General features: G+C 66.4%; 26 protein-coding genes and 1 other RNA gene. 18 read left to right on the top strand and 9 right to left on the bottom strand.

What is annotated here, in order from left to right; translation table 11 throughout:
• Positions 1-58: 58 nt before the first annotated feature.
• Positions 59-1,249 (bottom strand): ribonuclease D, encoded by a 1,191-nt coding sequence (gene rnd / locus J1N50_RS06945; protein WP_215351632.1) that lies wholly within the window; start codon positions 1,247-1,249, stop codon positions 59-61.
• A gap of 181 nt (positions 1,250-1,430) precedes the next feature.
• Here rnd and aspS point away from each other — a divergent pair, with 181 nt between their 5' ends.
• The 5 genes from aspS to J1N50_RS06920 all read left to right on the top strand — a co-directional run bounded on the left by aspS (position 1,431) and on the right by J1N50_RS06920 (position 6,642).
• Positions 1,431-3,221, top strand: a complete 1,791-nt coding sequence (aspS, locus tag J1N50_RS06940; RefSeq protein ID WP_215351629.1) for an aspartate--tRNA ligase — start codon at positions 1,431-1,433, stop codon at positions 3,219-3,221.
• Between the two features lie 114 nt (positions 3,222-3,335).
• Complete coding sequence (locus J1N50_RS06935) at positions 3,336-4,208, top strand: alpha/beta fold hydrolase (RefSeq protein ID WP_215351626.1); 873 nt, start codon at positions 3,336-3,338, stop codon at positions 4,206-4,208.
• Between the two features lie 55 nt (positions 4,209-4,263).
• Entirely contained in the window at positions 4,264-5,196 is a 933-nt protein-coding gene (locus J1N50_RS06930) for a hypothetical protein (protein ID WP_215351623.1), read from the top strand.
• 68 nt (positions 5,197-5,264) lie between these two features.
• Positions 5,265-6,050, top strand: coding sequence for a polyphosphate kinase 2 family protein (locus tag J1N50_RS06925; protein ID WP_215351620.1), 786 nt, complete (start codon positions 5,265-5,267; stop codon positions 6,048-6,050).
• Positions 6,051-6,105: 55 nt separating this feature from the next.
• Positions 6,106-6,642, top strand: a complete 537-nt coding sequence (locus tag J1N50_RS06920; protein ID WP_215351617.1) for a J domain-containing protein — start codon at positions 6,106-6,108, stop codon at positions 6,640-6,642.
• Positions 6,643-6,651: 9 nt separating this feature from the next.
• On the opposite strand, the gene J1N50_RS06915 is transcribed toward J1N50_RS06920, so the two are convergent.
• The 5 genes from J1N50_RS06915 to J1N50_RS06895 all read right to left on the bottom strand — a co-directional run bounded on the left by J1N50_RS06915 (position 6,652) and on the right by J1N50_RS06895 (position 10,664).
• The gene (locus J1N50_RS06915; RefSeq protein ID WP_215351612.1) at positions 6,652-7,446 is read right to left on the bottom strand and encodes an energy transducer TonB family protein; all 795 of its coding nucleotides are present in this window, start codon (positions 7,444-7,446) and stop codon (positions 6,652-6,654) included.
• 36 nt (positions 7,447-7,482) lie between these two features.
• Positions 7,483-8,190 carry a monofunctional biosynthetic peptidoglycan transglycosylase gene (gene mtgA, locus J1N50_RS06910; protein WP_215351610.1) on the bottom strand — a complete coding sequence of 236 codons (708 nt, stop codon included), beginning with the start codon at positions 8,188-8,190 and terminating at the stop codon, positions 7,483-7,485.
• 96 nt (positions 8,191-8,286) lie between these two features.
• Positions 8,287-8,673, bottom strand: a complete 387-nt coding sequence (locus J1N50_RS06905) for a cupredoxin domain-containing protein (RefSeq protein WP_215351607.1) — start codon at positions 8,671-8,673, stop codon at positions 8,287-8,289.
• A 56-nt stretch (positions 8,674-8,729) separates the two neighbouring features.
• Positions 8,730-9,632 carry an RNA polymerase sigma factor RpoH gene (gene rpoH, locus J1N50_RS06900; protein WP_215351604.1) on the bottom strand — a complete coding sequence of 301 codons (903 nt, stop codon included), beginning with the start codon at positions 9,630-9,632 and terminating at the stop codon, positions 8,730-8,732.
• A 78-nt stretch (positions 9,633-9,710) separates the two neighbouring features.
• Positions 9,711-10,664, bottom strand: a complete 954-nt coding sequence (locus tag J1N50_RS06895; protein WP_215351601.1) for an RluA family pseudouridine synthase — start codon at positions 10,662-10,664, stop codon at positions 9,711-9,713.
• A gap of 124 nt (positions 10,665-10,788) precedes the next feature.
• On the opposite strand from J1N50_RS06895, the gene J1N50_RS06890 reads away from it, so the two are divergent.
• The 9 genes from J1N50_RS06890 (at position 10,789) to J1N50_RS06850 (ending at position 18,410) form a co-directional block, all read left to right on the top strand.
• The gene (locus J1N50_RS06890) at positions 10,789-11,430 is read left to right on the top strand and encodes a histidine phosphotransferase family protein (RefSeq protein WP_215351598.1); all 642 of its coding nucleotides are present in this window, start codon (positions 10,789-10,791) and stop codon (positions 11,428-11,430) included.
• A gap of 91 nt (positions 11,431-11,521) precedes the next feature.
• Positions 11,522-13,927, top strand: a complete 2,406-nt coding sequence (locus tag J1N50_RS06885) for a chemotaxis protein CheA (RefSeq protein ID WP_246553191.1) — start codon at positions 11,522-11,524, stop codon at positions 13,925-13,927.
• The gene (locus tag J1N50_RS06880; protein ID WP_215351594.1) at positions 13,924-14,361 is read left to right on the top strand and encodes a chemotaxis protein CheW; all 438 of its coding nucleotides are present in this window, start codon (positions 13,924-13,926) and stop codon (positions 14,359-14,361) included. Before J1N50_RS06885 ends, J1N50_RS06880 begins: the two co-directional genes overlap by 4 nt.
• 61 nt (positions 14,362-14,422) lie before the next feature.
• Entirely contained in the window at positions 14,423-14,797 is a 375-nt protein-coding gene (locus J1N50_RS06875; protein ID WP_058454428.1) for a response regulator, read from the top strand.
• 10 nt (positions 14,798-14,807) lie between these two features.
• The gene (gene cheB / locus J1N50_RS06870) at positions 14,808-15,920 is read left to right on the top strand and encodes a chemotaxis-specific protein-glutamate methyltransferase CheB (protein WP_246553190.1); all 1,113 of its coding nucleotides are present in this window, start codon (positions 14,808-14,810) and stop codon (positions 15,918-15,920) included.
• Positions 15,917-16,789: a CheR family methyltransferase gene (locus J1N50_RS06865; protein WP_215351590.1), complete on the top strand. Its 873-nt coding sequence runs from the start codon at positions 15,917-15,919 to the stop codon at positions 16,787-16,789. Before cheB ends, J1N50_RS06865 begins: the two co-directional genes overlap by 4 nt.
• A gap of 67 nt (positions 16,790-16,856) precedes the next feature.
• Positions 16,857-17,546: an N-acetylmuramoyl-L-alanine amidase gene (locus tag J1N50_RS06860; RefSeq protein WP_215351587.1), complete on the top strand. Its 690-nt coding sequence runs from the start codon at positions 16,857-16,859 to the stop codon at positions 17,544-17,546.
• Between the two features lie 251 nt (positions 17,547-17,797).
• Positions 17,798-18,184: RNase P RNA component class A (gene rnpB, locus J1N50_RS06855), an RNA gene on the top strand.
• A gap of 73 nt (positions 18,185-18,257) precedes the next feature.
• On the top strand, positions 18,258-18,410 hold the full coding sequence (locus tag J1N50_RS06850) for a hypothetical protein (RefSeq protein ID WP_215351583.1): 153 nt from the start codon (positions 18,258-18,260) through the stop codon (positions 18,408-18,410).
• Positions 18,411-18,417: 7 nt separating this feature from the next.
• On the opposite strand, the gene J1N50_RS06845 is transcribed toward J1N50_RS06850, so the two are convergent.
• The gene (locus J1N50_RS06845; protein ID WP_215351580.1) at positions 18,418-19,080 is read right to left on the bottom strand and encodes a hypothetical protein; all 663 of its coding nucleotides are present in this window, start codon (positions 19,078-19,080) and stop codon (positions 18,418-18,420) included.
• Positions 19,081-19,323: 243 nt separating this feature from the next.
• Between J1N50_RS06845 and J1N50_RS06840 the strand changes: the two genes are divergently transcribed.
• On the top strand, positions 19,324-21,036 hold the full coding sequence (locus J1N50_RS06840; RefSeq protein WP_215351578.1) for a caspase family protein: 1,713 nt from the start codon (positions 19,324-19,326) through the stop codon (positions 21,034-21,036).
• A gap of 3 nt (positions 21,037-21,039) precedes the next feature.
• Here J1N50_RS06840 and greB read toward each other — a convergent pair whose 3' ends face one another.
• Both greB and J1N50_RS06830 read right to left on the bottom strand, forming a co-directional pair.
• Entirely contained in the window at positions 21,040-21,522 is a 483-nt protein-coding gene (gene greB, locus J1N50_RS06835) for a transcription elongation factor GreB (protein WP_215351575.1), read from the bottom strand.
• A gap of 5 nt (positions 21,523-21,527) precedes the next feature.
• On the bottom strand, positions 21,528-23,555 hold the full coding sequence (locus J1N50_RS06830) for a lytic transglycosylase domain-containing protein (protein WP_215351571.1): 2,028 nt from the start codon (positions 23,553-23,555) through the stop codon (positions 21,528-21,530).
• A 99-nt stretch (positions 23,556-23,654) separates the two neighbouring features.
• On the opposite strand from J1N50_RS06830, the gene dapA reads away from it, so the two are divergent.
• Genes dapA through J1N50_RS06815 form a run of 3 tightly spaced genes read left to right on the top strand, consistent with a single transcriptional unit; the run spans position 23,655 to position 25,645 of the window.
• A complete protein-coding gene (dapA, locus tag J1N50_RS06825) occupies positions 23,655-24,530 on the top strand; it encodes a 4-hydroxy-tetrahydrodipicolinate synthase (RefSeq protein WP_215351568.1) in 876 nt (291 codons plus the stop codon).
• Positions 24,531-24,539: 9 nt separating this feature from the next.
• Complete coding sequence (gene smpB, locus J1N50_RS06820; RefSeq protein ID WP_058457447.1) at positions 24,540-25,025, top strand: SsrA-binding protein SmpB; 486 nt, start codon at positions 24,540-24,542, stop codon at positions 25,023-25,025.
• A gap of 32 nt (positions 25,026-25,057) precedes the next feature.
• A complete protein-coding gene (locus tag J1N50_RS06815; RefSeq protein WP_343227849.1) occupies positions 25,058-25,645 on the top strand; it encodes a DUF2062 domain-containing protein in 588 nt (195 codons plus the stop codon).
• Positions 25,646-25,707: the final 62 nt, after the last annotated feature.

Raw genomic sequence — 25,707 nt, 5'->3', positions numbered from 1 at the left:
TCGCTTCCATCCAGCTCGCATCAATCAGGATTTGGTTGCGGCATAATGAGTCGGTGACCTAGACCTCGCTCGCGGTCGCAGTGTCGATTTCGCTCATCACCAGCTTGCCGTTCTTGACGGCGAACCCCATCCGCCCCTCGACGAGGTCGAGCGCGGCATGACCGAACACGTCGTAGCGCCAGCCCTGCATCATCGGGATGTCCTCGCTGCGTCCGTTCGCGGCGAGCGCTTCCAGATCGTCGCTGCGCGCGATCAGCCGGGCGGCGACGTTGAGTTCGCGCGCGCGAATCTTGAGGAGGAGCTTCAGCAGGTCGGCGACGAGAGCGCCCTCCTTGCCAAGCCCCGGTCCGCGCGCGGCGCGGTCGGGCATGTCCTCTTTCGCCAGGGGTTTCGCAGCGGCGATCGCATCCATCAGCCGGCCGCCGATATCGTTCGACTTCCACGTCGCCGACAGCCCGCGCACACTGCCAAGGCCTTCCTGCGCCTTGGGCGGATGCGCGGCAAGGTCGGCGAGCGTCTCGTCCTTGACGATGCGGCCGCGTGGCAGGTTCTTGTTGCGCGCCTCGCGCTCGCGCCACGCCGCGAGCGATTTCAGTCGCCCCAGCACCTCGGGCTTGCGCGTCGGCACCTTGATCCGCTGCCATGCCTTTTCGGGATCGAGGGTGTAGTTGGCGGGGTCGGCGAGCTTTTCCATCTCCTCGTCGAGCCAGTGGCCGCGGCCCGTCTTGACCAGCTTCTTGAGCATCATCGGAAAGATTTTCGCGAGATGCGTCACATCGCCGATCGCATAGTCGATCTGGCGCTTGTCGAGCGGGCGGCGGCTCCAGTCGGTGAAGCGCGCGCCCTTGTCGAGTTGCAGGCCGATCCACGCCTCGACCAGGTTCGAATAACCGACCTGTTCGGCCTGCCCCAGCGCCATCTGGCCGATCTGCGTATCGAAGATCGGGTGCGGGGTCTTCCCGGTCAGGTTGAAGATGATTTCGACATCCTGCCCGCCCGCGTGGAAGACCTTCAATATGTCCTCATTGTCGACCATCAGGTCGAGCAGGGGCTGCAGGTCCATTCCCGGCGCCATCGGATCGATCGCGGCGGCATGGTCGCTGTCCGCGACCTGGATCAGGCACAGTTCGGGCCAGAAGGTGTTTTCGCGCATGAATTCGGTGTCGACGGCGATGAAATCGCTGCCCTTGATGAGGTCGACAAATTCGGCGAGTGCGGCACTGGTTTCGATAAGCGGATGGATTTGCATGTCCGGCCTATACCGCGACTTTGACGAAGCGGGCAGGAAAATTTACTGCGGATGAACCGGAGACACGAAGAGGGCGAATCCGCCCTCGACCCTTGACAAATCGTGCGCCGCATTGCCTTAGGCGCGGCCATATCGGGGCGTTTTCCGGCGCGCCTCTCCTGACATTTGAAAGACGATCACAATGCACGCCTATCGTACCCACACTTGCGCCGATCTTCGCGCCGCCAACGTTGGCGAGGACGTCCGCCTTTCGGGCTGGGTGCACCGGACGCGCGAGCATGCGAACGTGCTCTTCGTCGACCTTCGCGACCATTATGGCATTACCCAGATCGTGGTGGAGACCGGCTCGGACCTTTATCCCACGGTCAATGGCGTCGGCCCCGAGTCCGTCCTGACCTTTACCGGCAAGGTCGCGGCGCGCTCGCCCGAGACGCTCAACCCGAAGCTGGCGACCGGCGAGATCGAGATCTATCCGACCGCGGTGACGGTCCAGTCGGCTGCCGAGCGCCTGCCGCTGCCGGTGTTCGGCGAGGCCGACTATCCCGAGGAAATCCGCCTCACCAACCGCTTCCTCGACCTGCGCCGCGAACGGCTGCACAAGAATATCGTGCTGCGCTCGAACGTGATTTCGTCGCTGCGCCGCCGGATGATCGACCAGGGCTTCACCGAGTTCCAGACGCCGATCCTGACCGCGAGCAGCCCCGAGGGCGCGCGCGACTATCTGGTCCCCAGCCGCGTCCATCCCGGCAAATTCTATGCGCTGCCGCAGGCGCCGCAGATGTTCAAGCAGCTGCTGATGGTCGCGGGCTTCGACCGCTATTTCCAGATCGCGCCCTGCTTCCGCGACGAGGACGCGCGCGCCGACCGCTCGCCCGGCGAATTCTACCAGCTCGATTTCGAGATGAGCTTCGTCACGCAGGACGACGTCTTCGCCGCGATCGAGCCCGTCCTGCACGGTGTGTTCGAGGAATTCGCCGACTTCGACGGCAAGGGGCGCACCGTGTCGCCGCTGCCGTTCAAGCGCATCCCGTACCGCGAGTCGATGCTGAAGTACGGCAGCGACAAGCCCGATCTGCGCAACCCGCTGCTCGTCCATGACGTGGGCGATTTCTTCAAGGGCTCGGGCTTCGGCCGCTTCGCGTCGATGGTCGAGGAAGGGCAGGTCGTCCGCGCCGTCGCCGCCCCCGAAACGCACGAGAAGAGCCGCAAATTCTTCGACGAGATGAACAGCTGGGCGCAGTCGGAAGGTTTCCCCGGCCTCGGCTATGCGACGCAGAAGGACGGCGTGTTCGGCGGCCCGATCGCCAACAACCACGGCCAGGAGGGCATGAAGGCGATCGCCGACGCGATGGGCCTCGGCCCGAACGACGGCATCTTCTTCGCCGCGGGCGTCGAGGCGAAGGCCGCGAAGCTCGCCGGTCTTGCCCGCACGCGCGTCGCCGAACAGCTGGGCCTCATCGACAAGAGCCGCTTCGAATTCTGCTGGATCGTCGATTTCCCGATGTTCGAGGCCGACGAAGAGACCGGCAAGATCGATTTCAGCCACAACCCCTTCTCGATGCCGCAGGGCGAGATGGAGGCGCTGACGACCAAGGATCCGCTCGATATCCTCGCCTATCAGTATGACATCGTCTGCAACGGCGTCGAACTGTCGTCGGGCGCGATCCGGAACCATCGCCCCGACATCATGTACAAGGCGTTCGAGATCGCCGGTTACAGCCAGCAGGACGTCGACACGAACTTTGCGGGCATGATCAACGCTTTCAAATTCGGCGCCCCGCCGCACGGCGGTTCGGCGCCCGGCGTCGACCGCATCGTGATGCTGCTCGCCGACGAGCCGAACATCCGCGAAGTGATTGTCTTCCCGATGACGCAGAAGGCCGAGGATCTGATGATGGGCGCCCCCGCGCCGGTCAGCGAAAAGCAGCTCAAGGAGCTGCATATCCGCCTTGTGGATGGTCCGAAGAACTGATTCTTGGATAACGGCCGGTCTCGCTTTTCTCATCATCCCGGCGCAGGCCGGGATCTCGCCGCTGCGGCGGAACGAGATGGCGAGATTCCGGGTCGCGCCGGGATGACGATCTGAATGGAACAGCCCCGCGAGCACCGGCAGGCGACGCCGGAAGGCGAAATCTGCTGGTTCGAATGGGGTCGGCGCGGCGAGGGGCCTTCGCTCCTCCTGCTCCACGCGACAGGCTTTCACGCGCGGCTATGGGATCAGGTGGTCGCCGCGCTTCCCGCTGGCACCCATGTTATCGCGCCCGATCACCGCGGCCATGGGCGCAGCTTCAAGCCCGCCTCGCTGTCCGACTGGGCGGCGACCTCCGATGCGCTGCTGCCGCTGGTCGATCGCTTCGCCGGTACCCCGCTCGTCGGCTGCGGGCACAGCATGGGCAGCTATGTGCTGAGCCGCCTCGCGGCAGAGCGCCCCGACGCGTTCCGGCACATCTTCCTGATCGACCCGGTGATCATGGATCCGGTCTTCTACGCGCACGCCGCGGGCGAGCCGGTCCCCGATCCGTCCGAACATCCTGTCGCGCGTCGCCGCAACCGCTGGGTCGGTTGGGAGGCGATGCTGGCAAGCTTTGCAGAGCGACCGCCCTATGCTCATTGGCAGCCTGAAGTCCTTGCCGACTACTGCCGATACGGCCTGCTCCCCGCCGCCGACGGAGAGGGATGGGAGCTCGCCTGCCCGCCGCGGCTCGAAGCATCGGTTTACCTCGGCGCCGCGCGCACCGATCCCTATGCTTGGCTCGGCCGCATCGCCGCGCCGTCGACCGTCATCCGGGCGAAAAGCGGCGAGCGCGCGAACAATCTCGATTTCTCGGTGAGCCCGTCGTGGCCGGGGCTTGGCGCGCAGCTGGGTTCGGTGCGCGACGAGCAATGGGCCGAGCTCAGCCATTTCATCCCCATGGAAGCGCCGCGGCGGATCGCGGACCTGATCGCAACCGCGCTTTGACAGTCCCACGGGGCTGCGATAGCCCACGCCGGGGGCGACCATCGGGGGGTGATTCATGCTGCGTGCGTTGTTGGCTGCGACAGCCCTGTCTCTTGCGATTCCGGCGGTGGCCGAGACGTTGCCCATCGCCGGCAGCGACCCGGCGTCGGCAAATGTCAACGACCTGCTGCGCATCGCCGTCGAACGCTTCGAGGGCGCGGACGGCGCAGCGGTCGCGCAGCATCTGGAAGCCGCGCTGGGGGAAGCCCGGTTCGACGGGCATAGCTATTTCCGCATCGTCGCCCCGGAATCGGGCGCGCCGGTCGACGGCCTGCTCACGGGCACGACGCGCGCCAGCGTCGACGAGGTGCCGGTCATCGAGAAGCGCAAGAAATGCACCGAATATGATCCGGCCGACACGAAGAAGTGCGTGAAGGAGGTCGAGGTCGACATCCGGTGCCGCCGCCGTACGATCACCGTCGCGACCACCGCGCGGCTGGTCGCGATCAAGGACGGCTCGATCCGCTATACGCGCCCGCTGAGCGCCCGCGACCAGCAGACCTGGTGCCCCGACCGCGCCGCGTCGCGCACCGCCGACGACTATATCGAATGGGCGCAGGAGGATCAGGTGCAGGCGATCCGCCGCGATCTCGCTCCCGCCGCCTATGCTGTCGCCGTCCGCGTCGACGAGAATCGCAAGGGGCTGGGCAAGCCCGCGGCCGAGGCCTTCAAGGAGGCGATCCGCCTGACCAAGAGCGATCCCGCCGCGGCCTGCGAAACATGGGCGGGCCTGACGCGCGACGCCGAGCCGACCGCCGCGCTCGCCTTCAATCTCGGCCTCTGCGCCGAGATGCGCGGCGATTTCGCCGCCGCGGTCGACTGGTACGACCAGGCGCAACGGCTGGGATCGAAGAACCGCGATATCGGCGAAGGAATCGCGCGGATCGACCGGAACCGCCGCGCGCTCGCCGACTGGGACGCGCGCAAGCGGCTGATGGGCGTCAGATAGCGCTTCTGTGCCGGAACCGGACAAAACGCGCGCTTGGTCGGGCGAGGGGTGCCAGCTAGGATAGCGCGATGACCATCCAGCTCTCCGACTATGAAACCGGCGCTAAATATGCGGGCGATTACGCCAGGGACGTCGCGCTGCTCGAGGCGCGGCTCGAACGGTTGCAGGCGGCGCATATCACCCACGGCCAGCGCAGCGTCATCATGTTCGAGGGCTGGGACGCGGCGGGGAAGGGCGGCATCATCCAGCGGCTGACCGCGTCGCTCGACCCGCGCTATTTCGAGGTGTGGCCGATCGCGGCGCCGAACGAAGAGGAAAAGGCGCGGCATTTTCTGTGGCGTTTCTGGAAGCGGCTGCCGGGAAACCGCGAAATATCGATCTTCGACCGCAGCTGGTACGGCCGCGTCCTCGTCGAGCGCGTCGAGGGCTATGCGACCGAGGCCGAGTGGCGCAAGGGCTATGACGAGATCAACGAGTTCGAGGCGCAGTTGACCGGCAGCCGCACCAATCTGGTCAAGCTGTTCGTCCACGTCACGCAAGAGGAACAGGACAAACGCTTCGCCGACCGGCTGAACGATCCGTGGAAGCGGTGGAAGACCGGCGTCGACGACTATCGCAACCGTTCGAAGCGCAAGCAATATCTGGCGGCGATGGAGGATATGTTCCAGCAGACCGACACGCGCTGGGCGCCGTGGACGGTCATCGACGGCAACAACAAGAAGGCGGCGCGCATCGCCGCGATGACGCACGTCGTCGAGACGCTGGAGGCGGCGGTGCCGATGACCCCGCCCGATCTCGACCCCGCGGTGGTCAAGCTCGCGCACAAGGCGTTCGGTTATTCGCCCAAAGACTAGCTTTTCGGGCCGCCCCGCCTAGCCAATCGGCGCCCCCGTTGCTACATGGGGTGGAATGAGCCGCGCCAAGAGATCCGACGACTGGGGTTTTCCCCGCTGGCGCCCCTATGGCTCGTCGCGCGAGACGCAGAAGGTGCGCCTTTGCGACCGTCATGGCTGCACCAACCCCGGCAACTGTCCCGCGCCCAAATCGCCCAACAGCCCCGAACGCTGGTATTTCTGCGAAACGCATGCGGCCGAATATAACCGCGGCTGGGACTATTTCGCCGGCCTGTCGGCCGAAGACGCCGCGGCGCGCGCCGCCGAAGAGGCGGCCGGCGCGCGCAGCTATGCCCGCGCCCAGCATTATGCGTGGGGCGGATCGGGCGACGGCAGCCGCAGCGCCGACGAGATGCGCGCGCTCGAACTCCTCGGCCTCGACCCCGACGCCGATTTCGACGCGACGAAAAAGGCGTGGCGCGCCTATGCGAAGGAATGCCATCCTGACGTGAACCCGGGCGATGCCGAAGCCGCGAAGCGCTTCGCGGCAGGTCAGGCGGCGTTCGAGGTGCTCAAACAGGCCGAAGAGCGGAAGAGCTGGAAGCCGGCGTAACCCGGCCCCTTATTCGCGCATCTGGATTCGCAGTACAAAGGGTGCGCCGACCTTCTCTCCCGATGCGGAAGCTGCCGGAACGAAGCGCGCTTTCTTGATGGCGGCCGCACAGATCTTTGCGTCCAGCTCTGCCGATCCGCTCGAAGCCAGCGTCTTGCAGGTCTGGGCCTTGCCAATCTCGTTTACGTCGAGCCGTATCGTCATCCACTTGCTGCCCTTGGCCGCATCGCTCGCCCAGATGTTCTCGAAAATGCTCCAGGACTGCATATTAAGGGGCCGCGCAGCGGTTTTGAGATCGCGGACCTTCGTCGGATCGATGCCCCAACTGGTCAAAAGGTCATCGTAACAGGCATTGAGCGCGGCGAACGGCTTGTCGAGACTGCCGACCGCCAGTTGGAGCGGCTCGGCGCCGTCGAGTTCGACCGACAGCGTACGTGTCGATGCGATTTCCGCAGGTCTTAGTTCATTCTCGCCGATGATCTGAAGCGCGCCTTCGCCTGTAGGAAGGCGATACCAGAGGACCGGCAACTTATGCGACGTGCCGTCGGGGCCAAGCCGTAACAGCACGTTATAATTCCAGTCTCTGATTTTGAGCGACTTGCCGGCGAGCGTATATTCCACGGCCTTCAAACTGGCACCGCGGATAATCCGCAGCGTGGTGGTGTCGTCGGCGGGGCCGAACGTCCGCGAAAGCCGACATTCGGATTCCGCATAATCGACGTTCCACGATGACGAGGGTGCCAGCGGTGCCTGAGCCTGAGCCGCGTCGGCGGCCGAGGCCAGCGCCAGGGCGATCAGGGACAAGCGGTCTAGCATTTGATGGCCATGTTTGATTTGCCCCTACTTATAAACACACGCGTCCAGCCCATCGCGCCGTACGATGCCGATCCGCGCGCGGATCGAATTGCCATAGCGTCGCGTGAAGCCCGACGGGCTCACCGCCTCGCGCTTCTTGGGCAGCGGCAGGATCGCGGCGATGCGCGCCGCCTCCTGCGGGGTCAGCTTGCCGGCGCCATGCTTGAAATAGCGCTGCGCCCCCGCCTCGACGCCATAGGTGCCAAGCCCCGTCTCGGCGACGTTGAGATACACCTCCATGATCCGCCGCTTGCCCCAGATCGTCTCGATCAGGAAGGTGAACCACACCTCGGGCACCTTGCGGATATAGCGCGTCCAGCCGCTGCCCTGCCACAGGAAGACATTCTTCGCGGTCTGCTGGCTGATCGTCGACCCGCCGCGCATCCGCTTGCCCTTGGCGTTGCGCTCGATCGCCTGTTCGATCGCCTCGCGGTCGAAGCCGTCGTGGCTGCAGAATTTGCCGTCCTCCGCGGCGATCGCGGCGCGCACCATGTTGCGGTCGATATGGGAAAGGCTGGTCCAGTCCTTGGTGATGCCGTTGCCGTCGGTCAGCATCGTGATCGTCACCGGCGGCGGCACGACGGCATAGATCAGCACCCAGACGACCGAGATCGCGATGAACCAGAGCAGCCATTTGAGCGGCCGCAGATACCAGGGGAGCTTGCGCGCCTTCGCGCGGGACTTTGTTGGCATGGCGCGCAAACTAATCGCTCGCGTCGGTCAGGCAAGCGGCAGGATGCAGAAAATGATCGTCGCCCGATTTGCCGCCCGTGACAAGGAGTACGGTCGTCAGTCGACGGTGATCTTGCCCGTCATGCCGAGCGCCGTATGCCCGAAGTGCGAGCAATGCACCTTGTAAGTGCCAGCCTTCGGGACCAGCGTCACGTCGCTGCTCTCGCCCTTGCCGAGCGACACGCGGCCCTTGGTGCCGCCGACGCGCGCGCGGTTGGCGGCATCCATCGTCGCCGCGGCGAAAAATTCCTCCGCCGTGAAATCGTGCCCGCCCGAACCTTCGTTGACGAAATGGATCGTCACCGCCTCGCCAGCATGAAGGTGCAGGTCGTCAGGGGTGAAGCTGAAATTCGCCAACGTCACCGTCACCCTCGCCGGGGCTTCGGCGGCGGTGACGGGAACCGAAAGCGCGAGCGCTGACAGGACAAGGGGAAGGATACGCATGACGTGACTCCTCGGCCGGGACGGGCCCGGCGTTACGGCACCCGAGCTTCGCGGTCTTAGGCGCTGACCAGCCGACGGTCGCCCGCCAGCTTGAGCATCGCCTTCTGCAGCTTCTCGAAGGCGCGCACTTCGATCTGGCGCACACGTTCGCGGCTGACGTCATAGACCTGGCTCAGATCCTCGAGCGTCTTCGGATCGTCGGTCAGGCGGCGTTCGGTCAGGATATGGCGTTCGCGCTCGTTGAGCGTCGCCAGCGCTTCGGTCAGCAGCTCGTGCCGCACGTCGCGTTCCTCGGCCTCGGCCACGCGCTCGTCCTGCAGCGGCCCCTCGTCGCCGAGCAGGTCCTGCCACTGGCTGTCGCCGTCCTCGCCCATCGGGACATTGAGCGAGGTGTCGCCGCCCATCGCCATGCGGCGGTTCATGCTGACGACCTCGTCCTCGGTGACGCCCAGATCCTTGGCGATCTTCGCCACATGCTCGGGGCTGAGGTCGCCGTCCTCGAACGCGTCGAGGCTGTTTTTCATCCGGCGCAGATTGAAGAACAGCTTTTTCTGCGCCGCGGTGGTGCCCATCTTCACGAGGCTCCACGACCGCAGGATGAATTCCTGGATCGAGGCGCGGATCCACCACATCGCATAAGTGGCAAGGCGGAAGCCGCGTTCGGGGTCGAATTTCTTCACCCCCTGCATCAGGCCGATGTTGCCCTCGCTGATCAGCTCGCTGACCGGCAGGCCATAGCCGCGATAGCCCATCGCGATCTTCGCGACGAGGCGGAGGTGGCTGGTGACGAGCTGCGCCGCCGCTTCATTGTCGCCATGCTCCTGAAAGCGTTTCGCGAGCATATATTCCTGCTCGGGCGTCAGCAGCGGAAATTTGCGGATTTCGGCCAGATAGCGGTTCAGGCTCGCCTCACCGCCGAGCGCGGGCACCACTGCCGGAACATTGCTTTTGTTAGCCATGGAGAGTGTCTTCCCTAAAACCTGAAATCATTCTGCCCCGGTTGGGTCCGGCGGTCAAAATAGATTTTCATTCGAAACTTAAACGCGCAGTTCATCGATCAGTTCCCGCATGTCCGCTGGGAGTTCGCTGTCGAGCGCGATGCTGTTACCGGTCACCGGATGAATAAAGCCCAAATGCGCCGCGTGCAACGCCTGACGGGTAAAATTACGGGCTTTTAATGTGTCCGACAGCGGCTTTTTGGCGCGGCCATAGACCGGGTCGCCGACCAGCGGATGGCCGATATGCGCCATATGGACGCGCACCTGATGCGTGCGGCCGGTTTCCAGCCGGCATTCGACCAATGTCGCATTCCGCAGCGGCTCGATCGTCCGGTAGTGGGTGATCGCACGCTTGCCGCGCCCTTCGGCCACCACCGCCATCTTCTTGCGGTTGGTGCCCGACCGCCCGAGCGCCGCGTTGACGGTGCCGTGCGGCGGGATCGGGCGGCCGGTCGCGAGGGCCAGGTAGCGGCGGTCGATGCTGTGCGCCGCGAACTGCTTCGCGAGGCCTTCGTGCGCTTTGTCGTGCTTCGCGGCGACGATCAGCCCGCTGGTATCCTTGTCGATGCGGTGGACGATGCCGGGACGCGCGACGCCGCCGACCCCCGACAATTGTCCCGCGCAATGGTGGAGCAGCGCGTTGACCATCGTCCCGTCGAGATTGCCCGCGGCGGGATGAACGACCATCCCCGCGGGCTTGTCGACGACGATCAGATGCTCGTCCTCAAAGGCGATGACGAGCCCCATGTCCTGCGCGATGTTATGCGCCGGGGCGGGGGCGGGCAGACGGACCGCGAGCGTCGCAGGCGCGGCCTTCGCTGACGGATCCCACAGCACCGCGCCCGATGCGTCCGAAACCCGGCCGCCCTTGATCAGCGTCTTCAATCGCTCGCGCGAAAAATCGGGGAGCGCCTCCGCCAGCGCCCGGTCGAGCCGTAGCCCGGCGGCGCTGTCTGCCAGCGTCACGGTCAGTATTTCGTCGTCCCCCAACATTGCTCGCGATATGGGAGCGGGGCGCCGAATTTCAAGGTGAAGGGGATGCCCCTTGCCCTTAACCATGTCCCTGCCTTAGGGAGCAGGCGCGAGCCGGAAAGGTCCGGTCTGCGGGGAGTGATCCATGTCCGACGACCGCGTCGATTTCGCGTCCATGCTGGCCTCGCGGCTGTGCCACGATCTCTTGAGCCCGGTCGGCGCCTTCGCCAACGGGCTCGAACTGCTGGCCGACGAAAAAGACCCGGAGATGCGCGCGCGTTGCATCGAACTGCTCGAACAGAGCGCCCGGACTTCGGCGAACAAGCTCAAATTCTTTCGCCTTGCGTTCGGGTCGGCGGGCGGCTTCGGCGAGCTGGTTCCCGCCGACGAGGCGAAGTCGGCGATCCAGGGCATCATCGGCGACCGCGCGATCGACCTCAACTGGATGATCGGGACCGATCCGCTGCCCAAGCCGGCGGTGAAGATCATCCTCAACCTGTCGCTCCTCCTCGTCGATGCGCTGGTGCGCGGCGGCCGGCTCGATATCGGCTGCGAAAATCAGGGAGATGGGATCGAGATTGCGCTGCACGTCGAGGCCGAGCGCATCTTCCTCGACACCGATGTCGAACGCATCCTCGCCGAAGGCGAGGACGCCAGCGCGATGACCTCGCGCACCGCGCCCGCGGTGCTCGTGCAGGCGGTGGCGAAGCAGAATGGCGGCACGGTGATGCTGGCGCGCGAGACGCCGACCTCGCTGCTGGTCGGCGCGGTGCTCAAGGGCCGCTGATCGCGCTCGCGGAGCGGTGCAATTTCCTTGCACATTCTCCCATAAACAAACCCTCCATTAACCATTGTCCGGCAATGGTGAGCCCGGGATTTTGGGGCGCACCGACACCGCAATGGACGACCTGCTGAACGATTTTCTGGCCGAAACGGCTGAAATCCTTGCCGAAGCCGGCGGGGCGCTGGTCGCGTGGGAGGCGGACCCCGCCGACCGGGCGCAGCTCGACGCGATTTTCCGTCTCGTCCACACGATCAAGGGCAGCTCGGGATTCCTTGCCTTGCCGCGCGTCACCGCGCTGGCGCACGCCGCCGAGGATGCGCTCGATCAGGTCCGCCGCGGCAACCGCCCGGCCAACGCCGCGCTCGTCACCGGCGTGCTCGGCATCGTCGACCGGCTGTCGCAGCTCTGCGCTACGCTCGGCAGCAGGGGCGCCGAACCGGCGGGCGACGACGGCGACGTGATCGGTGCGCTCGCCGTGACGGAGGACGCGCCCGAAGCCCCGGCGGAACCCGCCGAAATCCAGCTTCGCCGTGACGACGACATCGTCACCGACTTGCAGGGCTGGCGCTCGATCCGTGTTCCGCTGCCGCTGCTCGACAGCGTGATGACCGGGGTCACCGACATCGTCCTCGCGCGCAACGAATTCGCGCGAATGCTCCGCGAATCGGGTGCCGATCCGGCGCTGATCGGGGCGTTCGACCGCCTGTCCGACTCGATCGCGGGAATGCGCCAGTCGGTCAGCCAGATGCGGATGCAGCGCATCGACAAATTGTTCGCGCCGCTGCCACGCATCGTTCGCGACCTCGCGCACGATCTCGGCAAGAAGATCCGCTTTGCGACCAGCGGCGGCGAGGTCGAGCTCGACCGCGAGATGATGGAGAATATCCGCGACCCGCTGATCCACATCGTGCGCAACGCGATCGACCACGGGGTCGAGGCGCTCGACGGGCGCGTCGCGGCGGGCAAGGACGTAACCGCGACCATCGCGGTCTCGGCGCGGCAGTCGGGCAACCAGATCGAGATCGAGGTGCGCGACGACGGCCGCGGCCTGTCGCCCGACGCGCTGGTGCAAAATGCGATCTCGGCGCGCATCCTGTCGGCGGCCGACGCGCGCGCGCTGACGCCCCGCGAAAAGCTCGAGCTCATCTTTCGCCCCGGCTTTTCGACCGCCGCCAAGATCACCGCGATCTCGGGGCGCGGCGTCGGCATGGATATCGTCAAGGCGAATGTCGAGAAGATCGGCGGCCTCGTCGAGCTGCGCAACGACGAGGGCAGGGGGCTTGCCGTCGTGCTGCGCGTGCCGATGACGCTGACGATCATCTCGGGCCTGATGGTCCGCGCGGCGGGGCAATATTTCGCCATCCCGCGCGGCGCGGTGCGCGAAATCCTGCTCGAAACGAGCGATACCGTCCGCATCGAACGCCTTGGCGGCGGCGAAATCGTGACCGTGCGCGGCGAGCAATTCCCGTTGCTCCGCCTCGAGACCATTCTCGGCCGCACGCGCGATCACCGCGACGATGTCGAGGATCGCGCGCTCGTGCTCGTCCGGCCGGGACAGGGGCAGAGCTATGCCCTCAGCGTCGCGGCGATCCACGATCATGAGGAACTGGTGATCAAGCCCGCCGCGCCGATGATCATGGCGACCGGCCTCTATGCCGGCACCACATTGCCCGACAACGGGCGCCCGGTGCTGCTGCTCGACGTGCAGGGCATTCTGGCCGCCGCCGCGATCGATGCGTCCGAGGCGGGCCGCAGCCTCGATCACGCGGTCGAGGCCGAGGCCGCCGCGGCCGCCGCGCGCAACGCCGAGCAGCTCTTGTTGTTCCGCGATATCGGAGGCCGCACACGCGGCATCCGCCTGTCGGTGATCGAGCGCGTCGAGGAAGTGCCGGCGCTCGCGCTGTTCGAGAGCGCGGGGCGGATCCAGGCGCAGATCGGCGACGACATCTTTCCCGTTCACGCGGCGAAACTTCCCGAGGGTCATGGCACGCTCAAGCTGCTGCGCCTCAACGACGGGCAGATGGTGCTTTGCTATCCGATCGAGGAGGTGGTCGACATCGTCCGCCTGCCCGAGATGGTCCAGCCCGCCACGGCGCCGGGGCTGATCGCGGGCATCGCGCTCGTCGCGGGCGATCCGGTCGAGCTGGTCGATCCCTTCTGGCTGATGGAGCAATATGCGCGCGGCGCGGTCGCGCCCGCCGTGCGCCAACCCATTTGCCGCATTGCCGACGATCACGACGGCTGGGGCGACAATTTCCTGGCCCCGATCCTGCAGAGCGCGGGGTATCGCGTCGTTGCCGAAACCTCCGGCGAAACCGCCGACGTCATGCTGTGCCTGACCGACGAGGGCGCGGCGCGGGCCGGTGACGGCGACGTGCCGGTGATCCGGCTCCGCGCCTCGGCGGCGGCGGCCGGACCCGATGACGAGACCGTCTATCGCTATGACCGTGGCGCGCTGCTCGATGCGCTGCGTCGCCGGATCGGGGGAGCGGGCGCATGATGGACAAGCTCTACCTTGTCGCGCGGATCGCCGACACGCGCGTCGCGCTGCGCAGCCGGGCGATCAATTCGGTCGTCACCGTCGGCACGCCGGTCGAGGTGCCCGCCGCGCCGCCGCATGTCGCGGGGCTGTTCGCGCTGCGCAGCCGCGTCTTCACGCTGATCGACCCGCATGTCGTCGTCGGCCTGCCGTCGGTGCCGGTGGCGCCCGGTCAGCGCGTCGTCGTCGTCGATGTCGCCGAACATGGCTATGCGCTGCTCGCCGACGAGATCGAGGATGTCTGCTTCATCGACGCGCCCGAAACGCGGATCGCCGGGAAGCTGATGCCCGGCTGGGCCCGCGTCGCCGATGCGATGATCGAGCATGAGGGGCATTCGCTCCTCGTCGTCGATCCGTCGCATTTCATAACCTTGCCCGCCCAGCGCGCGGCATAAGTTAACTAGCTGAATACTCCTTCAGGTTAGCATGGCGCGAAACCGGGGTGCGGAGGTCCTAATGTCGAAGTCTTGTCTGGTCGTCGATGACAGCAAAGTCATCCGTAAGGTCGCCCGGCATATTCTTGAATCGATGGAATTTTCTGTCGACGAGGCCGCCGACGGGCAGGAGGCGCTGACCTTTTGCCGCGCGAACCGTCCCGACGTGATTCTGCTCGACTGGAACATGCCGGTGATGAGCGGCATGGAATTCCTCACCGCGTTCAACGACCTCGACTATGGCTTCGACGAACGGCCGCGCGTCGTCTTCTGCACGACCGAGAACAGCATCGACCATATCCGCGCCGCGATCGAGGCGGGGGCGGACGAATATGTGATGAAGCCGTTCGACCGCGAAACGCTCGAAGGAAAGCTGCAGCTCGTCGGCGTGGCGTGAGTCGGCGGCGATGGGACGGCCTGCCCCCCTGATGTCAAACCCGGCGGGAGACAATCTCCCAGTCGTCGGTCGCCGTGTCCGCGTGATGCTGGTCGACGACAGCCTTGTCGTCCGGTCCATCCTCGAGCGCATCGTCGACGGCACCCCGGGGCTTCAGGTCTGCGCCTCGGTCGCCTCGGCGCATGATGCGCTGGCGTTCCTTGCGTCGGAGCCGGTCGACGTCGTGGTGCTCGACATCGAAATGCCGGGGATGAACGGCATCGACGCGTTGCCGCACATATTGGAGCGCGCCGCCAATGCGCGCGTGCTGATCCTTTCGTCGAACTGCGTCGAAGGCGGCCCCGCCGCGATCGAGGCGCTCGCGCTCGGCGCCAGCGACACACTTGCCAAGCCCGGACGCGGCAGCTTTTCGGGGCGCTTCGCCGAGGTGCTCACCGAACGCATCCTCTCGCTCGGCCAGCTTCAGGCTCCCGCCGCGACGCGTATCGCCTATCGCCCGCCCGTGCCCCCCGCACCGGTCGTGGTCGATGCCGACCAGTCGCTCGAATGCATCGCGGTCGCGGCGTCGACCGGCGGAATTCCGGCGTTCGCCAATTTTATCACCCACCTCGACCCGCGCGTCACCGCGCCGATCCTGCTGACCCAGCACCTGCCCGACGCCTTCATGGAATTCTACGCCAAGCAGATCGCGACGATGACCGGACGCAAGGTGTGCGTGGCCGCGGCGGGCATGGCGGTCGAGGCGAACCGCATCTATCTGGCGCCCGGCGACGCCCATCTGATGGTTGTCGCGAACGGCGCGCGCCGGGAAATCGCGCTCGATCGCCGGCCGGTCGAAAACGGCTGCTGCCCCTCGGCCGATCCTATGCTCGCGTCGGTCGCCGAGGTTTACGGCAAGGGCGGGGTGGCGGTGGTGCTCAGCGGCATGGGCCGCGACGGCGCGAACGGCGCCGAGCGGCTGAAATCGGCGGGTGGCACGATCTTCGCGCAGGCGCCCGAAAGCTGCGTGATCTGGGGGATGCCCGGCGCTGTCGCCAAGGCGGGGCTTGCGACCGCGACGCTCAACCCCGACGCGATCGCGCTAATGCTCGGCAGCTTCCTCGCCGGACGCCGCGCGTCATGATGGGCGGCTCGGCGAGCGAGTCCGCCTATCGCGTGCTGATGGGCGTGCTCGAATCGAGGACCGGCCAGACGCTGTCGCCGAACCGCATCTGGCGGATCGAAATGTCGCTGAAGCCGGTGATGCAGCGTCACGGGATCGCCGACCTCGACGCGCTCGTCGCGGCGCTCGTCACCTCGAACAGCCGCCAGCTGCTCGACGATACCGTCGATGCGATGCTCAATAACGAAACCTATTTTTATCGTGAACATAGCGTGTTCGACGATATAGCTTCCAATGCGTTGGAACATCTGCGGCAGATCAACGCGCGCCAGCGGCGGCTCACCATCTGGCATTGCGGCGTCTCGACGGGGCAGGAAGCCTATTCGATGGCGATGCTGCTTGCCGAGCAGGACAGGAAATGGGCGGGCTGGCAGATCGATATCGTCGGTACCGACGTCAGCTATCATGCGATCGGCCGCGCGCGCGTCGGCCTCTATAGCCAGTTCGAGATCCAGCGCGGGCTGCCGGTCCAGCGCATGGTGCGCTGGTTCGACCAGACCGAGGCGGGGTGGCTCGCCAAGGCCGACCTGCGTCGCCGGATCGATTTCTCGGTGCAGAATATGCTTACCGACCGTCCGCCGCTGGCGGGCACCGCCGACCTGATCTTCTGCCGCAATCTCCTGCTCTATTTTTCGGCCGACATGCGGAAAAAGGCGTTCGCAAAACTGCGCGCGATGGCGGCGCCGCAAAGCTTCCTTGTCCTCGGTGCGGGCGAGACGGTGCTCGGCCAGACCGACCAGTTCGTCGCGAGTCCCCGGCTTCGCGGCTTGTACGAGCCCGCCGACCAGCAGGTGCGCCGCCCCGGCATCGCGCCCTCGATCGCTGCCTGACCTTGCTTTTTGCGCCTTGGTGGCGCAAGCGAAGCGCAGGGCTGGGCTAGGACGGACCGCGACACGCATGAGCGATTTTATCGAACGCTGGTCTCCCAATTTCGACGAGCGCTCGCTGCCCGTATCGATGATCGTCCTGCACTATACCGGTATGAAGACCGGCGCCGAAGCCCTTGATCGGCTTGCGGATCCCGAGGCCAAGGTATCGGCGCACTATGTCGTCAGCGAGGACGGGCAGATCACGCACATGGTGCCCGAGGAGAAGCGCGCCTGGCACGCCGGAAAATCGCACTGGCGCGGGGTCAGCGACATCAATTCGGCGAGCGTCGGGATCGAGATCGTCAATCCGGGGCACGAATTCGGCTATGTGCCCTTTCCCGATCCGCAGGTCGCCTCGGTCGTTCGCCTCGTGCATATGATCAAGGATCGCCATTCGATCACCCGCGGCAATGTAGTCGGCCATTCGGACATCGCGCCAACGCGCAAGCAGGATCCCGGTGAGCTTTTTCCGTGGGAGGAACTCGCGCGCCGCCGTCTTGCGCTGCCGCGCCCGACCAAGAAGCTCACCGATCCGCTGTGGACCGACGCGGGCTTCCTGCTCGCGCTCGAACGCTTCGGTTATGACGTGACCGACGGCTTCGCGGCGACGGTCGCCTTCCAGCGCCGTTTCCGGCCCGAGCTGATCGACGGGACGATCGACGGCGAATGCCGCGCGATCCTGCTCGCGCTGCTGCTGCCGCAGCCCGAGGGCGGTTGACCGGCGGGTTGCGACCGGATGCTGCCACGGAATTCCTCCCTGTGGCGTAGCCATGGGGAGGTGGCAGCGCGAAGCGCTGGCGGAGGGGCGATGGCGCGACGTTGCCGCCCCTCCACCACCGCCTATGGCGGCGGTCCCCCTCCCCATCGCTTCGCGACAGGGAGGATAGTTCCTTCTGGAAGCCACCCCAAAACAGCCCTTCCGCACAATCCCTCGCAATGCCCCTCAATTCGCGCTATACTGGCCCTCAGCCAGAGGGTCGGGCGATCGCCGCCGCGCAAGCGGGGGAGGAAAGTCCGGGCTCCACGGAAACCACGGTGCCGGATAACGTCCGGCGGCTTCGGGCAACCGGAGCAAGGGAAAGTGCCACAGAGAGCAGACCGCCAACGGCTTCGGCCCGGCGAAAGGTGAAAGGGTGCGGTAAGAGCGCACCGCGCGGACGGTAACGGACGCGGCACGGCAAACCCCACCGGGAGCAAGGTCGAATAGGGATGGCAAGAGGAAACTCAGGGCTGGTTCCGGCCCCGCCGTCCGGGTTGACTGCTTGAGCGTCCGGGCAACCGGCCGCCTAGAGGAATGATCGCCCATCCCCCGTCAAAAGGGGTGGACAGAACCCGGCTTACAGACCCTCTGGCTCACTCTCCCCGTTCGATGCGCGGGAACCGCGCGCAGAGGGGCCGCGTTTGATGCGGACCAGAAGGGAGACGAACCATGCAAGTCGTCGATGACCATGTCGAGGTGACCGAGACCGAAGCGAGCGGCGGGGTGAAGGAACATGGCGTGCGCTACGTCCTCGCGATTTCGCTGCTCCTTGCCGTGATGGTGCTGTCCGCGGTGTGGATCGTGCCGGCGCTGCTGAAATAGCCGCGCGCTATTTGCCCTGCATCGCCCGGTCGAGCGCCTCTTCGGCGTCCGGCGTGTCTTCCATGTAGGTAACCGTAACCGGCCGCTTGAACCGCCTGGAGGCCGATTTGTCATAGCTGGCGCTTTCGCCGCTGCCGACCAGTTTCATTTTCGTGGCGATGACATCGCCGGTCAGCAGGTTCCAGCTCATCTCGCTGCCGTCATGCGCCCAGGTCCGGCTGTAGAGCGTGGCGTCGAGCCCGATCAGCCGCATCCTGGGAGGAGCCTTCGCCTTGTCGGCGCGGAAGCGATAGGTCGAGGCCAGCGCCGTCGTGCCTCCGGTCAGGTCTTTCACCACGAGGACGCCCTTGCCGATCGACAGATCGGCGGGCCCGAGCGGGTCGGTCGCCAGTCGGGCGATGCCCGCGGGATCATGTCCGAAGTCGACCTCGGTGCGATAGCTCAGGAGGACATGGAGTGTCCGCGCATCGGGGCTTGCGACCACGAACGCCGTATCGGGGTCGCCGTCGCCGTTGAGGTCGCCATCGACGCGCGCCTCGATTTCGTCGCCGGTTTCGAGCCCGTCCCGCAATGTCTCGTCGGAAACCGGCGGTCTCGGTTCGGGCGGCGGCGTCGCGTGCGCGGTTCCGCCGAGCAGCAACGCGGTCATCAGGGCCAGGCTTGGCGTCATCTCCGTCTCCTTCGTGATCAGACTAGCATCGCCTAGCGGATCGTCCAGCGACGCGGGGTGATGCGGCGCACAGTTCGACATGATTTGGGCTTTCCTACATTATTCGGCTGACCTACCCTTGCTTCCGTGGTCGCGTCGACGGGTGCGGGCAGGAGCCCTGCCGGGGCGCAAGGGGTGCGAATTGCGAGTGAAGTTTCGCGGTTTTCTGCGCTTTCGCGATTTGCCGGGATGGGAAAAACGGACATGGTGCGTTGGCGATATCGGGCGGCACTGGCGGCGGCGCTCGCTCTGGCAGGAGGGCTCGTTCCCGCGGCGTCGGCGCAGCCGTCCGCAACCTGCGGCGCCGCACCGCTAAAGGGCGATCGCGTCGCGCTGCTGATCGGCAACAGCGCCTATAACGACTGGGAATGGCCGTCGCTCAAGAATGCGGTCAACGACATCGGTTATGTGTGCGATGCGATGGCGAAAGCGGGCATTTCGCCGCGCGTCGTCAACAACGCCGACAAGGCCGGGCTCGACGCGGCGCTCGCGAAATTCGCCGACGAAGCGAAGGGCGCGAAGTCGGTGATCCTCTATTACGCCGGCCACGGCTTCGAATATGGCGGCCGCAACTGGCTGGTGCCGGTGGAGGCGCCGCCCGCGACCCGCCGCGCCGATGTCGAGAAACGCTATCTGTCGATCGAGGCGCTGGTGAAACGCGTGGTGCCGCCGGGCGCCTTCACGCTGCTGTTCGTCGATGCCTGCCGCACGCCCGACCCGGTGGTGCGGATCGAGGATGCCGACGTGGCGAAGGGCGAGGCGGGATCGGCGCCGCTCGGCCTGCTCGACATCGGGCAGGGCGCGGTCTTCTATTCGACCGCGAAGGGCCGCCCCGCGCTCGACTTCGCGCCGGTGGGTTCGCCGGTCAGTCCGTTCGCCGCGGCGGTGGTCGCGGAACTCGGCATTCCGGGGCTCGAAATCTCCGATTATTTCAAGGTCGTGTCGCGCGATGTTTACAAGCGCACCTATGGCATGGAGCTGGGGCCGCAGCAGCCGTTCCACTATGGGAGCTGGTTCGACGATTATTATCTCGTCGCGCCGCCGGAGGTGCCCGCAAGCGCGAGGTCGGGTCCCAGGCTCGGGGCCTTCGCCGCGCCGCCGGGGCCGCCGCCGATCGCGCGCGGTGCCGCGAAGCCGGGCGCGCTCGCCGATATTTCGCTCGACCGGCTTGCGATCGAGGATGAGCCGATCATCGTTGCCGATGTGCTGTTGCACCATCCCGCCGCCGAACTGATCGGCCTCGCCGATGGCGGCGATCCGCTCGCGCAGCATCTCGCAGGCTATATGTTCTCGCTTGGCGTCGGGGTGAAGAAGGACGTGCCGCGGGCGCGCGCCTACCTCGAACAATCGGCGGCGCAGGGTTTTCCCGCGGGGCAGCAGGAGCTTGCCTATCTGCTGCTCGAGAATGATCCGACGCCCGCCGACGTCAAGCGCGCCTACGACCTTTATATCGCGTCGTCGAACGCCGGTTTTTCGAAAGCCAAGACACATCTCGCCTATCGTCTGGCCTCGGGCACCTTCGGCCCGCCCGATTTCGTGCGCTCGCAGGCGCTCTATGCCGAGGCGGCCGAAAAGGGACATCCCGCTGCGATCTTTGCGCTCACCTATTTCGCAACCACGCGCGACGCGAACCTGAAGCGCCTGCGCGCGATCGCCGATGCAGGGAATCCCGAGGGCAGCCACTGGCTTTGCGAGGCGCATTTCGCCGACAAGACGCTGAAAGACGCGATCGAGGATTGCGGAGTCGGCGCGCGCGCGGGTTTCGCGGGATCGCGCGCGATCCTCGCCTGGGCCTATGCGAAGGGCGATGGCGTCGCGGCCGATCCGAAGGAGGCGATCTTCTGGGCGAAGCTGGCGCGCGACCTGCCCGAACTCCGGAAGGACCAGCGCGACCTGATCGCCGGGATCGGCGAGTGATGGTCAGGGGTAGGTGACCGCCATAACCTCCCATTCCTTCGGCCCGGCGGGAAGCTGTACGGTGCGAAGATCGCCGACCGCCGCGCCGCGCAGCGCACGGGCGAGCGGGCTGTTCCAGCCGATCCGGCCGTCGCCGGCCTCGGCCTCGTCGTCGCCAACCAGCGTGACGATGCGCCGCGCGTCATCGTCGTCGGCCAGCTCGACCGTCGCGCCGAACCAGATGCGGCTCTTGTCGGGCTGCGCCGCCGGATCGACGACGCGCGCCGCCTTCATCCGCCGCGCGAGAAAGGACAGGCGCCGGTCGATCTCGCGCAGCCGCTTGCGGCCATAGATATAGTCGCCATTCTCGCTGCGGTCGCCATTGCCCGCCGCCCAGCTGATCGTCTCGACCAGCTTCGGCCGTTCCTCTGCAAACAGCGCGTCATATTCGGCGCGCAGCGCGGCGAAGCCCGCCGGGCTGATGATATTGGTCTTCTCCCCCGCCATCGGGATCAGCCGGGATCGCGCTTGCCGAGGTAGAAGCTCAGCGGCGCCCTGGGCACGCTGCGCCCGTCGCGGAGCGTGTCGTAAACGACGGCGTTCTCGAGTACGCGCTGGACATAGTTGCGCGTCTCGAAGATCGGGATCGCCTCGATCCAGTCGACCATGTCGATCGCGCCGCCGCGCGGATCGCCATTGGCGCGCAGCCATTTGTTCACATTGCCGGGCCCCGCATTGTACGCCGCGACCGCGAGCGGATAGCTGCCGCCGAAATAGCTCAGCATCTGCTGGAAATAGGTCGATCCGAGCGTCATGTTGTAATTGGTGTCGGCGGTCAGCGACCCCGCATCATAAGCGAGGCCAAGCTTGCCCGCGACCTCGCGCGCCGTCCCCGGCATCAGCTGCATCATGCCGCGCGCTCCGGCGTGACTGATCGCCTGCCGGTCGAACTGGCTTTCCTGCCGGGTGATCGCATGGATGAAGGTCCAGTTGCTCTCATGGCCGGAGGGCACCCGCACCGTCGGGAAGCCCGACACCTCGACCGCGTCGAGGCTGTTCGCCTGCGCACTGCGGCCGATCATCACCCCCAGGTCGGGGCGCCCGATCGACGAGGCGAGCTGGCCCGCGAGCACATGGTCGGCGGGCGAGGACGCGCGCTGGGCGAGCGCGCGCAGGAACTGCGACTGTTCGCGCCATGCGCCGATCTCGCCCAGGGCGCGCGCCGCGCGGACCAGCCGGTCGTCCTCGAACGCGCGCTTCTGGTCGCTGCTGACCTGGATCGTCGGTTCGGGCTTTGGCCTGGGCTGTGGCCGGTTGAGGCGTTCGAGCGAGAGCTGGCCGTAGAATTGGTCATAATGCTCGGCAGCATCCGCGAAATAGCGGTTCGCGGTGTCGCGGTCGCCCGCGGCCAGCGCGGCGCGGCCGGCCCAGTAGAAGCCCTTGGTGCGCGTCTGCGCCGAACGCGCCGCCTCGCCATAGGCGCGGTACAGGCGCACCGCCTCCGCCGGACGGCGCAGATCCTTGAAGGCGAGCTGGCCCGCGAGCCAGGCAAGCGACGTATAATCGTCGCGCACGCTGAGCGGCGCCTCGCGGATCACCACGCCGGGAGCGAAGCTGTCGTCGATCTGCTTCGCGATATTGAAGGCGGTCTGCTTGTCGCCCGCGGCATCGGCTGCCCGCGCGTTGGTGAGCAATGTTTCGAGCCATTCCTCGGTATCGGTCGGCGCCTTGGCGAGCGCGCGCGGCGCGGCGAGCAGCGCGCGCGCCTCGCCGACGCGGCCGCCCTTGCGCAGCCACGTCGCCTTGTCGGTGATATAGCCCGCGTCGGTGCGGAGCAGCGCGGGATTGGCGCTCTCGACCGCCGCCGACTGGAGCGCCGCATCGACCGCGCCGCTGCGCATCGCCAGCCGGGCGGCGAAGATCGCGCGCTTCTCGGGCGAGGTATAGGAAAGTTGTCGACCCGCCGCGATCGTCGAGCCGGTCCACAGCAGCCGGTCCATCCGCGCGTCATGGTCGGCCGGGCTGAAGGCGCCGGAGAAGAAGCCCAACGCGCGGCTGACCTCCATGTCGTCGATGATCCCGCCGGTCCACGCGCGACGCGCGGCGACGTTGGCCTCGTCGCGGCGGCCGGTCGCGTTGAGCGCGAGCGCGAGCCGGAGATCGCCGCTCGGCGTGCGCGGCGGATAGGCCTGGAAGAAGGCGAGGGTGCGCTGCGGATCATAGCTGTCGAGCGCGATCGCCTTTTCGGCGCGCACGCGCAGTTTCTCGGCATCGGGCCAGTCGCGGTTGGCCATCAGGAAGCGCGAGAGCTGGTCGAAGGAGGCGATGTTGCTCGCGGTCAGCCGCCGCCATTCGAGCACCGCGTCGCCGACCGAATTGGTCGAGGGCGGTGTGGCCGACTGCGCCGCCAGGCCCATCTGGGCACGATACCATGCCATCTGTTCGGGGGTGAGTTCGCTTGCATGCGCCGTGGCCGGGACGATCAAGGCCAGCGCGAGCGCCAGGCGGGAAATACGGGGCAGCGAAATCATGCGGGGCATTTTAGTGCCAAACTCCTTGCGGGGCGCTGAATAGACGTCCAATAGCGGCGCCCCGGCCAATTCTATCGGTCGCATGGAGTCTTTGTAAAGGAGCGGAGCATGTTTTCGGGGTCGATTCCCGCCTTGGTGACGCCATTTCGCGACGGTGCGTTCGATGCGCCGGCGTTCAAGCGGCTGGTCGAATGGCAGATCGACGAAGGAACCAGCGCGCTCGTCCCGTGCGGCACGACGGGCGAAAGCCCGACGCTCGGCTTTGAAGAACATTATCAGGTGATCGACGCCTGCCTCGAGGCGGCGGCGGGCCGCGTCCCCGTGATCGCCGGATGCGGGTCGAACGACACCGCGACGGCAATTCGCCACATGCGCTATGCCCGGCAAGCCGGCGCCGCGGCGGCGCTGGTCGTCGCGCCCTATTACAACAAGCCGTCGCAGGACGGGATGATCGCGCATTACCGGGCGCTCGCCGATGCGTGCGACCTGCCGATCGTCGTCTATAACGTCCCCGGCCGCACCGTCGCCGACATCAGCGCCGACACGATGTGCAAGCTGGCCGAAATTCCCACAGTCGTGGCGATCAAGGATGCGAGCGGCGATCTGGCGCGTGTCACCGAGCATCGCGCGGGGGCCGGCGCGGACTTCTGCCAGCTCAGCGGCAACGACGATCTGTGGCTCCCGCACGCCGTGCTCGGCGGCGCCGGCTGCATCTCGGTCACCGCCAATGTCGCGCCGCGCCTTTGCGCCGATTTTGCCGCCGCGTGCGCCGCAGGCGACTGGGTGGGAGCGCTGGCGCTCCACGACCGCCTGTTCGGCCTGCACAAGGCAATGTTTTCCGACTCCTCGCCCGCGCCGGCAAAATATGCGCTGTCGCGGATTCACGACTGGTTTTCGCCCGAAGTGCGCTTACCTATCATTCCGGCGTCCGAAGCATCGCGCGCGGCCGTCGATGCCGCACTGGTCGCGGCTGGAGTCCTCTAGGTTCGTTCGATGGCCCGTCCGCAGTCCGCCGCCGAATTCGACAAGAAAAAGGTCGTCGCCGAGAACCGGCGCGCGCGCTTCGACTATGCCGTGGAGCAGGTGTTCGAGGCGGGGATCGCGCTGCAGGGCACCGAGGTGAAGTCGCTGCGCTTCGGTGAGGGCACGATCGCCGAAAGCTATGCCGAGGTGACTGGCGGCGAAGTGTGGCTGATCAACGCCAACATCCCCGAATTCAGCCACGGCAACCGCTTCAATCACGAACCGCGGCGCCCGCGCAAATTGCTGCTGAACGGGCGCGAGATCAACAAGCTGCACGCCGGGGTGATGCGGCAGGGGATGACGATCGTCCCGCTGTCGGTCTATTTCAACAGCCGCGGCCGCGCGAAGGTCGAACTCGCGCTCGCCAAGGGCAAGAAGGCGCACGACAAGCGCGAGTCGATCAAGGAACGCGACTGGAAGCGCGACAAGCAGCGCCTGCTGAAGGACCGCGGATGAGCGGCGGCGAGCCTCGCGACAAGGCGGCGGTCATGAACTGGATCCGCCGCAACTCGCCGACCCGCGAGGATCTGCTGGAAAGCCGGTTCGTGAAGCCGTTCGCGCACCGCGTCGCGCACAGCCATTTGTGGCGGTTCACCCGCACGTCGGTGCGGCGCGGCACCGCGCTGGGGCTGTTCGTCGGTATCTTCTTCCTGATCCCCGGCGTCCAGATTGCGGGCGTGGCGCTGCTCGCCTTGCCGTTCCGTGCCAATATCCCGATCGGCGCGGCGATGACCTTTCTGTCCAACCCGCTGACCACCCCGCTCATCCTTGCCGCTTCGGTGTGGCTGGGCAATGTGCTGTTCGGGCTGCGAACCAATGTCGCCGACCTCTATGTCCTGTACGACGAAGGGGCGTCGCTGGTCGAATGGTGGCACTGGTTCACCGCGAATGCCGGACCCGCGCTGCTGGGCGGAGTCGCCGGCCTGTTCGTCATTTCGGTGGTTTCGGCTGTTGTCGGCTATGTTCTGGCGTCGATCGGTTGGGATGCCTGGATACGCCTGCGCTGGCGGCGCAAAATTCGCCGGGCGCGCGACAAACGACTTGAGGCGTCGACGAGCGACACCGTCGCCGGTTGAACCCCGCCGGAGCGGGCCTATAGCTGTTCCATCGCAAGATCGCGCTGGCGGAGGGAACCGCG

It is taken from the genome of Sphingopyxis soli (assembly GCF_018682675.1).
Taxonomy (GTDB): Bacteria; Pseudomonadota; Alphaproteobacteria; order Sphingomonadales; family Sphingomonadaceae; genus Sphingopyxis; species Sphingopyxis soli.
The sequence above is the reverse complement of the archived record's forward strand: the minus strand, read 5'-3'. Positions and strand labels throughout refer to the sequence as shown.

Coding starts and splice junctions, on each gene's coding strand:
- rnd (WP_215351632.1), bottom strand. CDS start 1,249: ATGCAAATCCATCCGCTTATCGAAACCAGTGCCGCACTCGCCGAATTT.
- aspS (WP_215351629.1), top strand. CDS start 1,431: ATGCACGCCTATCGTACCCACACTTGCGCCGATCTTCGCGCCGCCAAC.
- J1N50_RS06935 (WP_215351626.1), top strand. CDS start 3,336: ATGGAACAGCCCCGCGAGCACCGGCAGGCGACGCCGGAAGGCGAAATC.
- J1N50_RS06930 (WP_215351623.1), top strand. CDS start 4,264: ATGCTGCGTGCGTTGTTGGCTGCGACAGCCCTGTCTCTTGCGATTCCG.
- J1N50_RS06925 (WP_215351620.1), top strand. CDS start 5,265: ATGACCATCCAGCTCTCCGACTATGAAACCGGCGCTAAATATGCGGGC.
- J1N50_RS06920 (WP_215351617.1), top strand. CDS start 6,106: ATGAGCCGCGCCAAGAGATCCGACGACTGGGGTTTTCCCCGCTGGCGC.
- mtgA (WP_215351610.1), bottom strand. CDS start 8,190: ATGCCAACAAAGTCCCGCGCGAAGGCGCGCAAGCTCCCCTGGTATCTG.
- J1N50_RS06905 (WP_215351607.1), bottom strand. CDS start 8,673: ATGCGTATCCTTCCCCTTGTCCTGTCAGCGCTCGCGCTTTCGGTTCCC.
- rpoH (WP_215351604.1), bottom strand. CDS start 9,632: ATGGCTAACAAAAGCAATGTTCCGGCAGTGGTGCCCGCGCTCGGCGGT.
- J1N50_RS06895 (WP_215351601.1), bottom strand. CDS start 10,664: ATGTTGGGGGACGACGAAATACTGACCGTGACGCTGGCAGACAGCGCC.
- J1N50_RS06890 (WP_215351598.1), top strand. CDS start 10,789: ATGTCCGACGACCGCGTCGATTTCGCGTCCATGCTGGCCTCGCGGCTG.
- J1N50_RS06880 (WP_215351594.1), top strand. CDS start 13,924: ATGATGGACAAGCTCTACCTTGTCGCGCGGATCGCCGACACGCGCGTC.
- J1N50_RS06875 (WP_058454428.1), top strand. CDS start 14,423: ATGTCGAAGTCTTGTCTGGTCGTCGATGACAGCAAAGTCATCCGTAAG.
- cheB (WP_246553190.1), top strand. CDS start 14,808: ATGGGACGGCCTGCCCCCCTGATGTCAAACCCGGCGGGAGACAATCTC.
- J1N50_RS06865 (WP_215351590.1), top strand. CDS start 15,917: ATGATGGGCGGCTCGGCGAGCGAGTCCGCCTATCGCGTGCTGATGGGC.
- J1N50_RS06860 (WP_215351587.1), top strand. CDS start 16,857: ATGAGCGATTTTATCGAACGCTGGTCTCCCAATTTCGACGAGCGCTCG.
- J1N50_RS06850 (WP_215351583.1), top strand. CDS start 18,258: ATGCAAGTCGTCGATGACCATGTCGAGGTGACCGAGACCGAAGCGAGC.
- J1N50_RS06845 (WP_215351580.1), bottom strand. CDS start 19,080: ATGACGCCAAGCCTGGCCCTGATGACCGCGTTGCTGCTCGGCGGAACC.
- J1N50_RS06840 (WP_215351578.1), top strand. CDS start 19,324: ATGGTGCGTTGGCGATATCGGGCGGCACTGGCGGCGGCGCTCGCTCTG.
- greB (WP_215351575.1), bottom strand. CDS start 21,522: ATGGCGGGGGAGAAGACCAATATCATCAGCCCGGCGGGCTTCGCCGCG.
- J1N50_RS06830 (WP_215351571.1), bottom strand. CDS start 23,555: ATGCCCCGCATGATTTCGCTGCCCCGTATTTCCCGCCTGGCGCTCGCG.
- dapA (WP_215351568.1), top strand. CDS start 23,655: ATGTTTTCGGGGTCGATTCCCGCCTTGGTGACGCCATTTCGCGACGGT.
- smpB (WP_058457447.1), top strand. CDS start 24,540: ATGGCCCGTCCGCAGTCCGCCGCCGAATTCGACAAGAAAAAGGTCGTC.
- J1N50_RS06815 (WP_343227849.1), top strand. CDS start 25,058: ATGAACTGGATCCGCCGCAACTCGCCGACCCGCGAGGATCTGCTGGAA.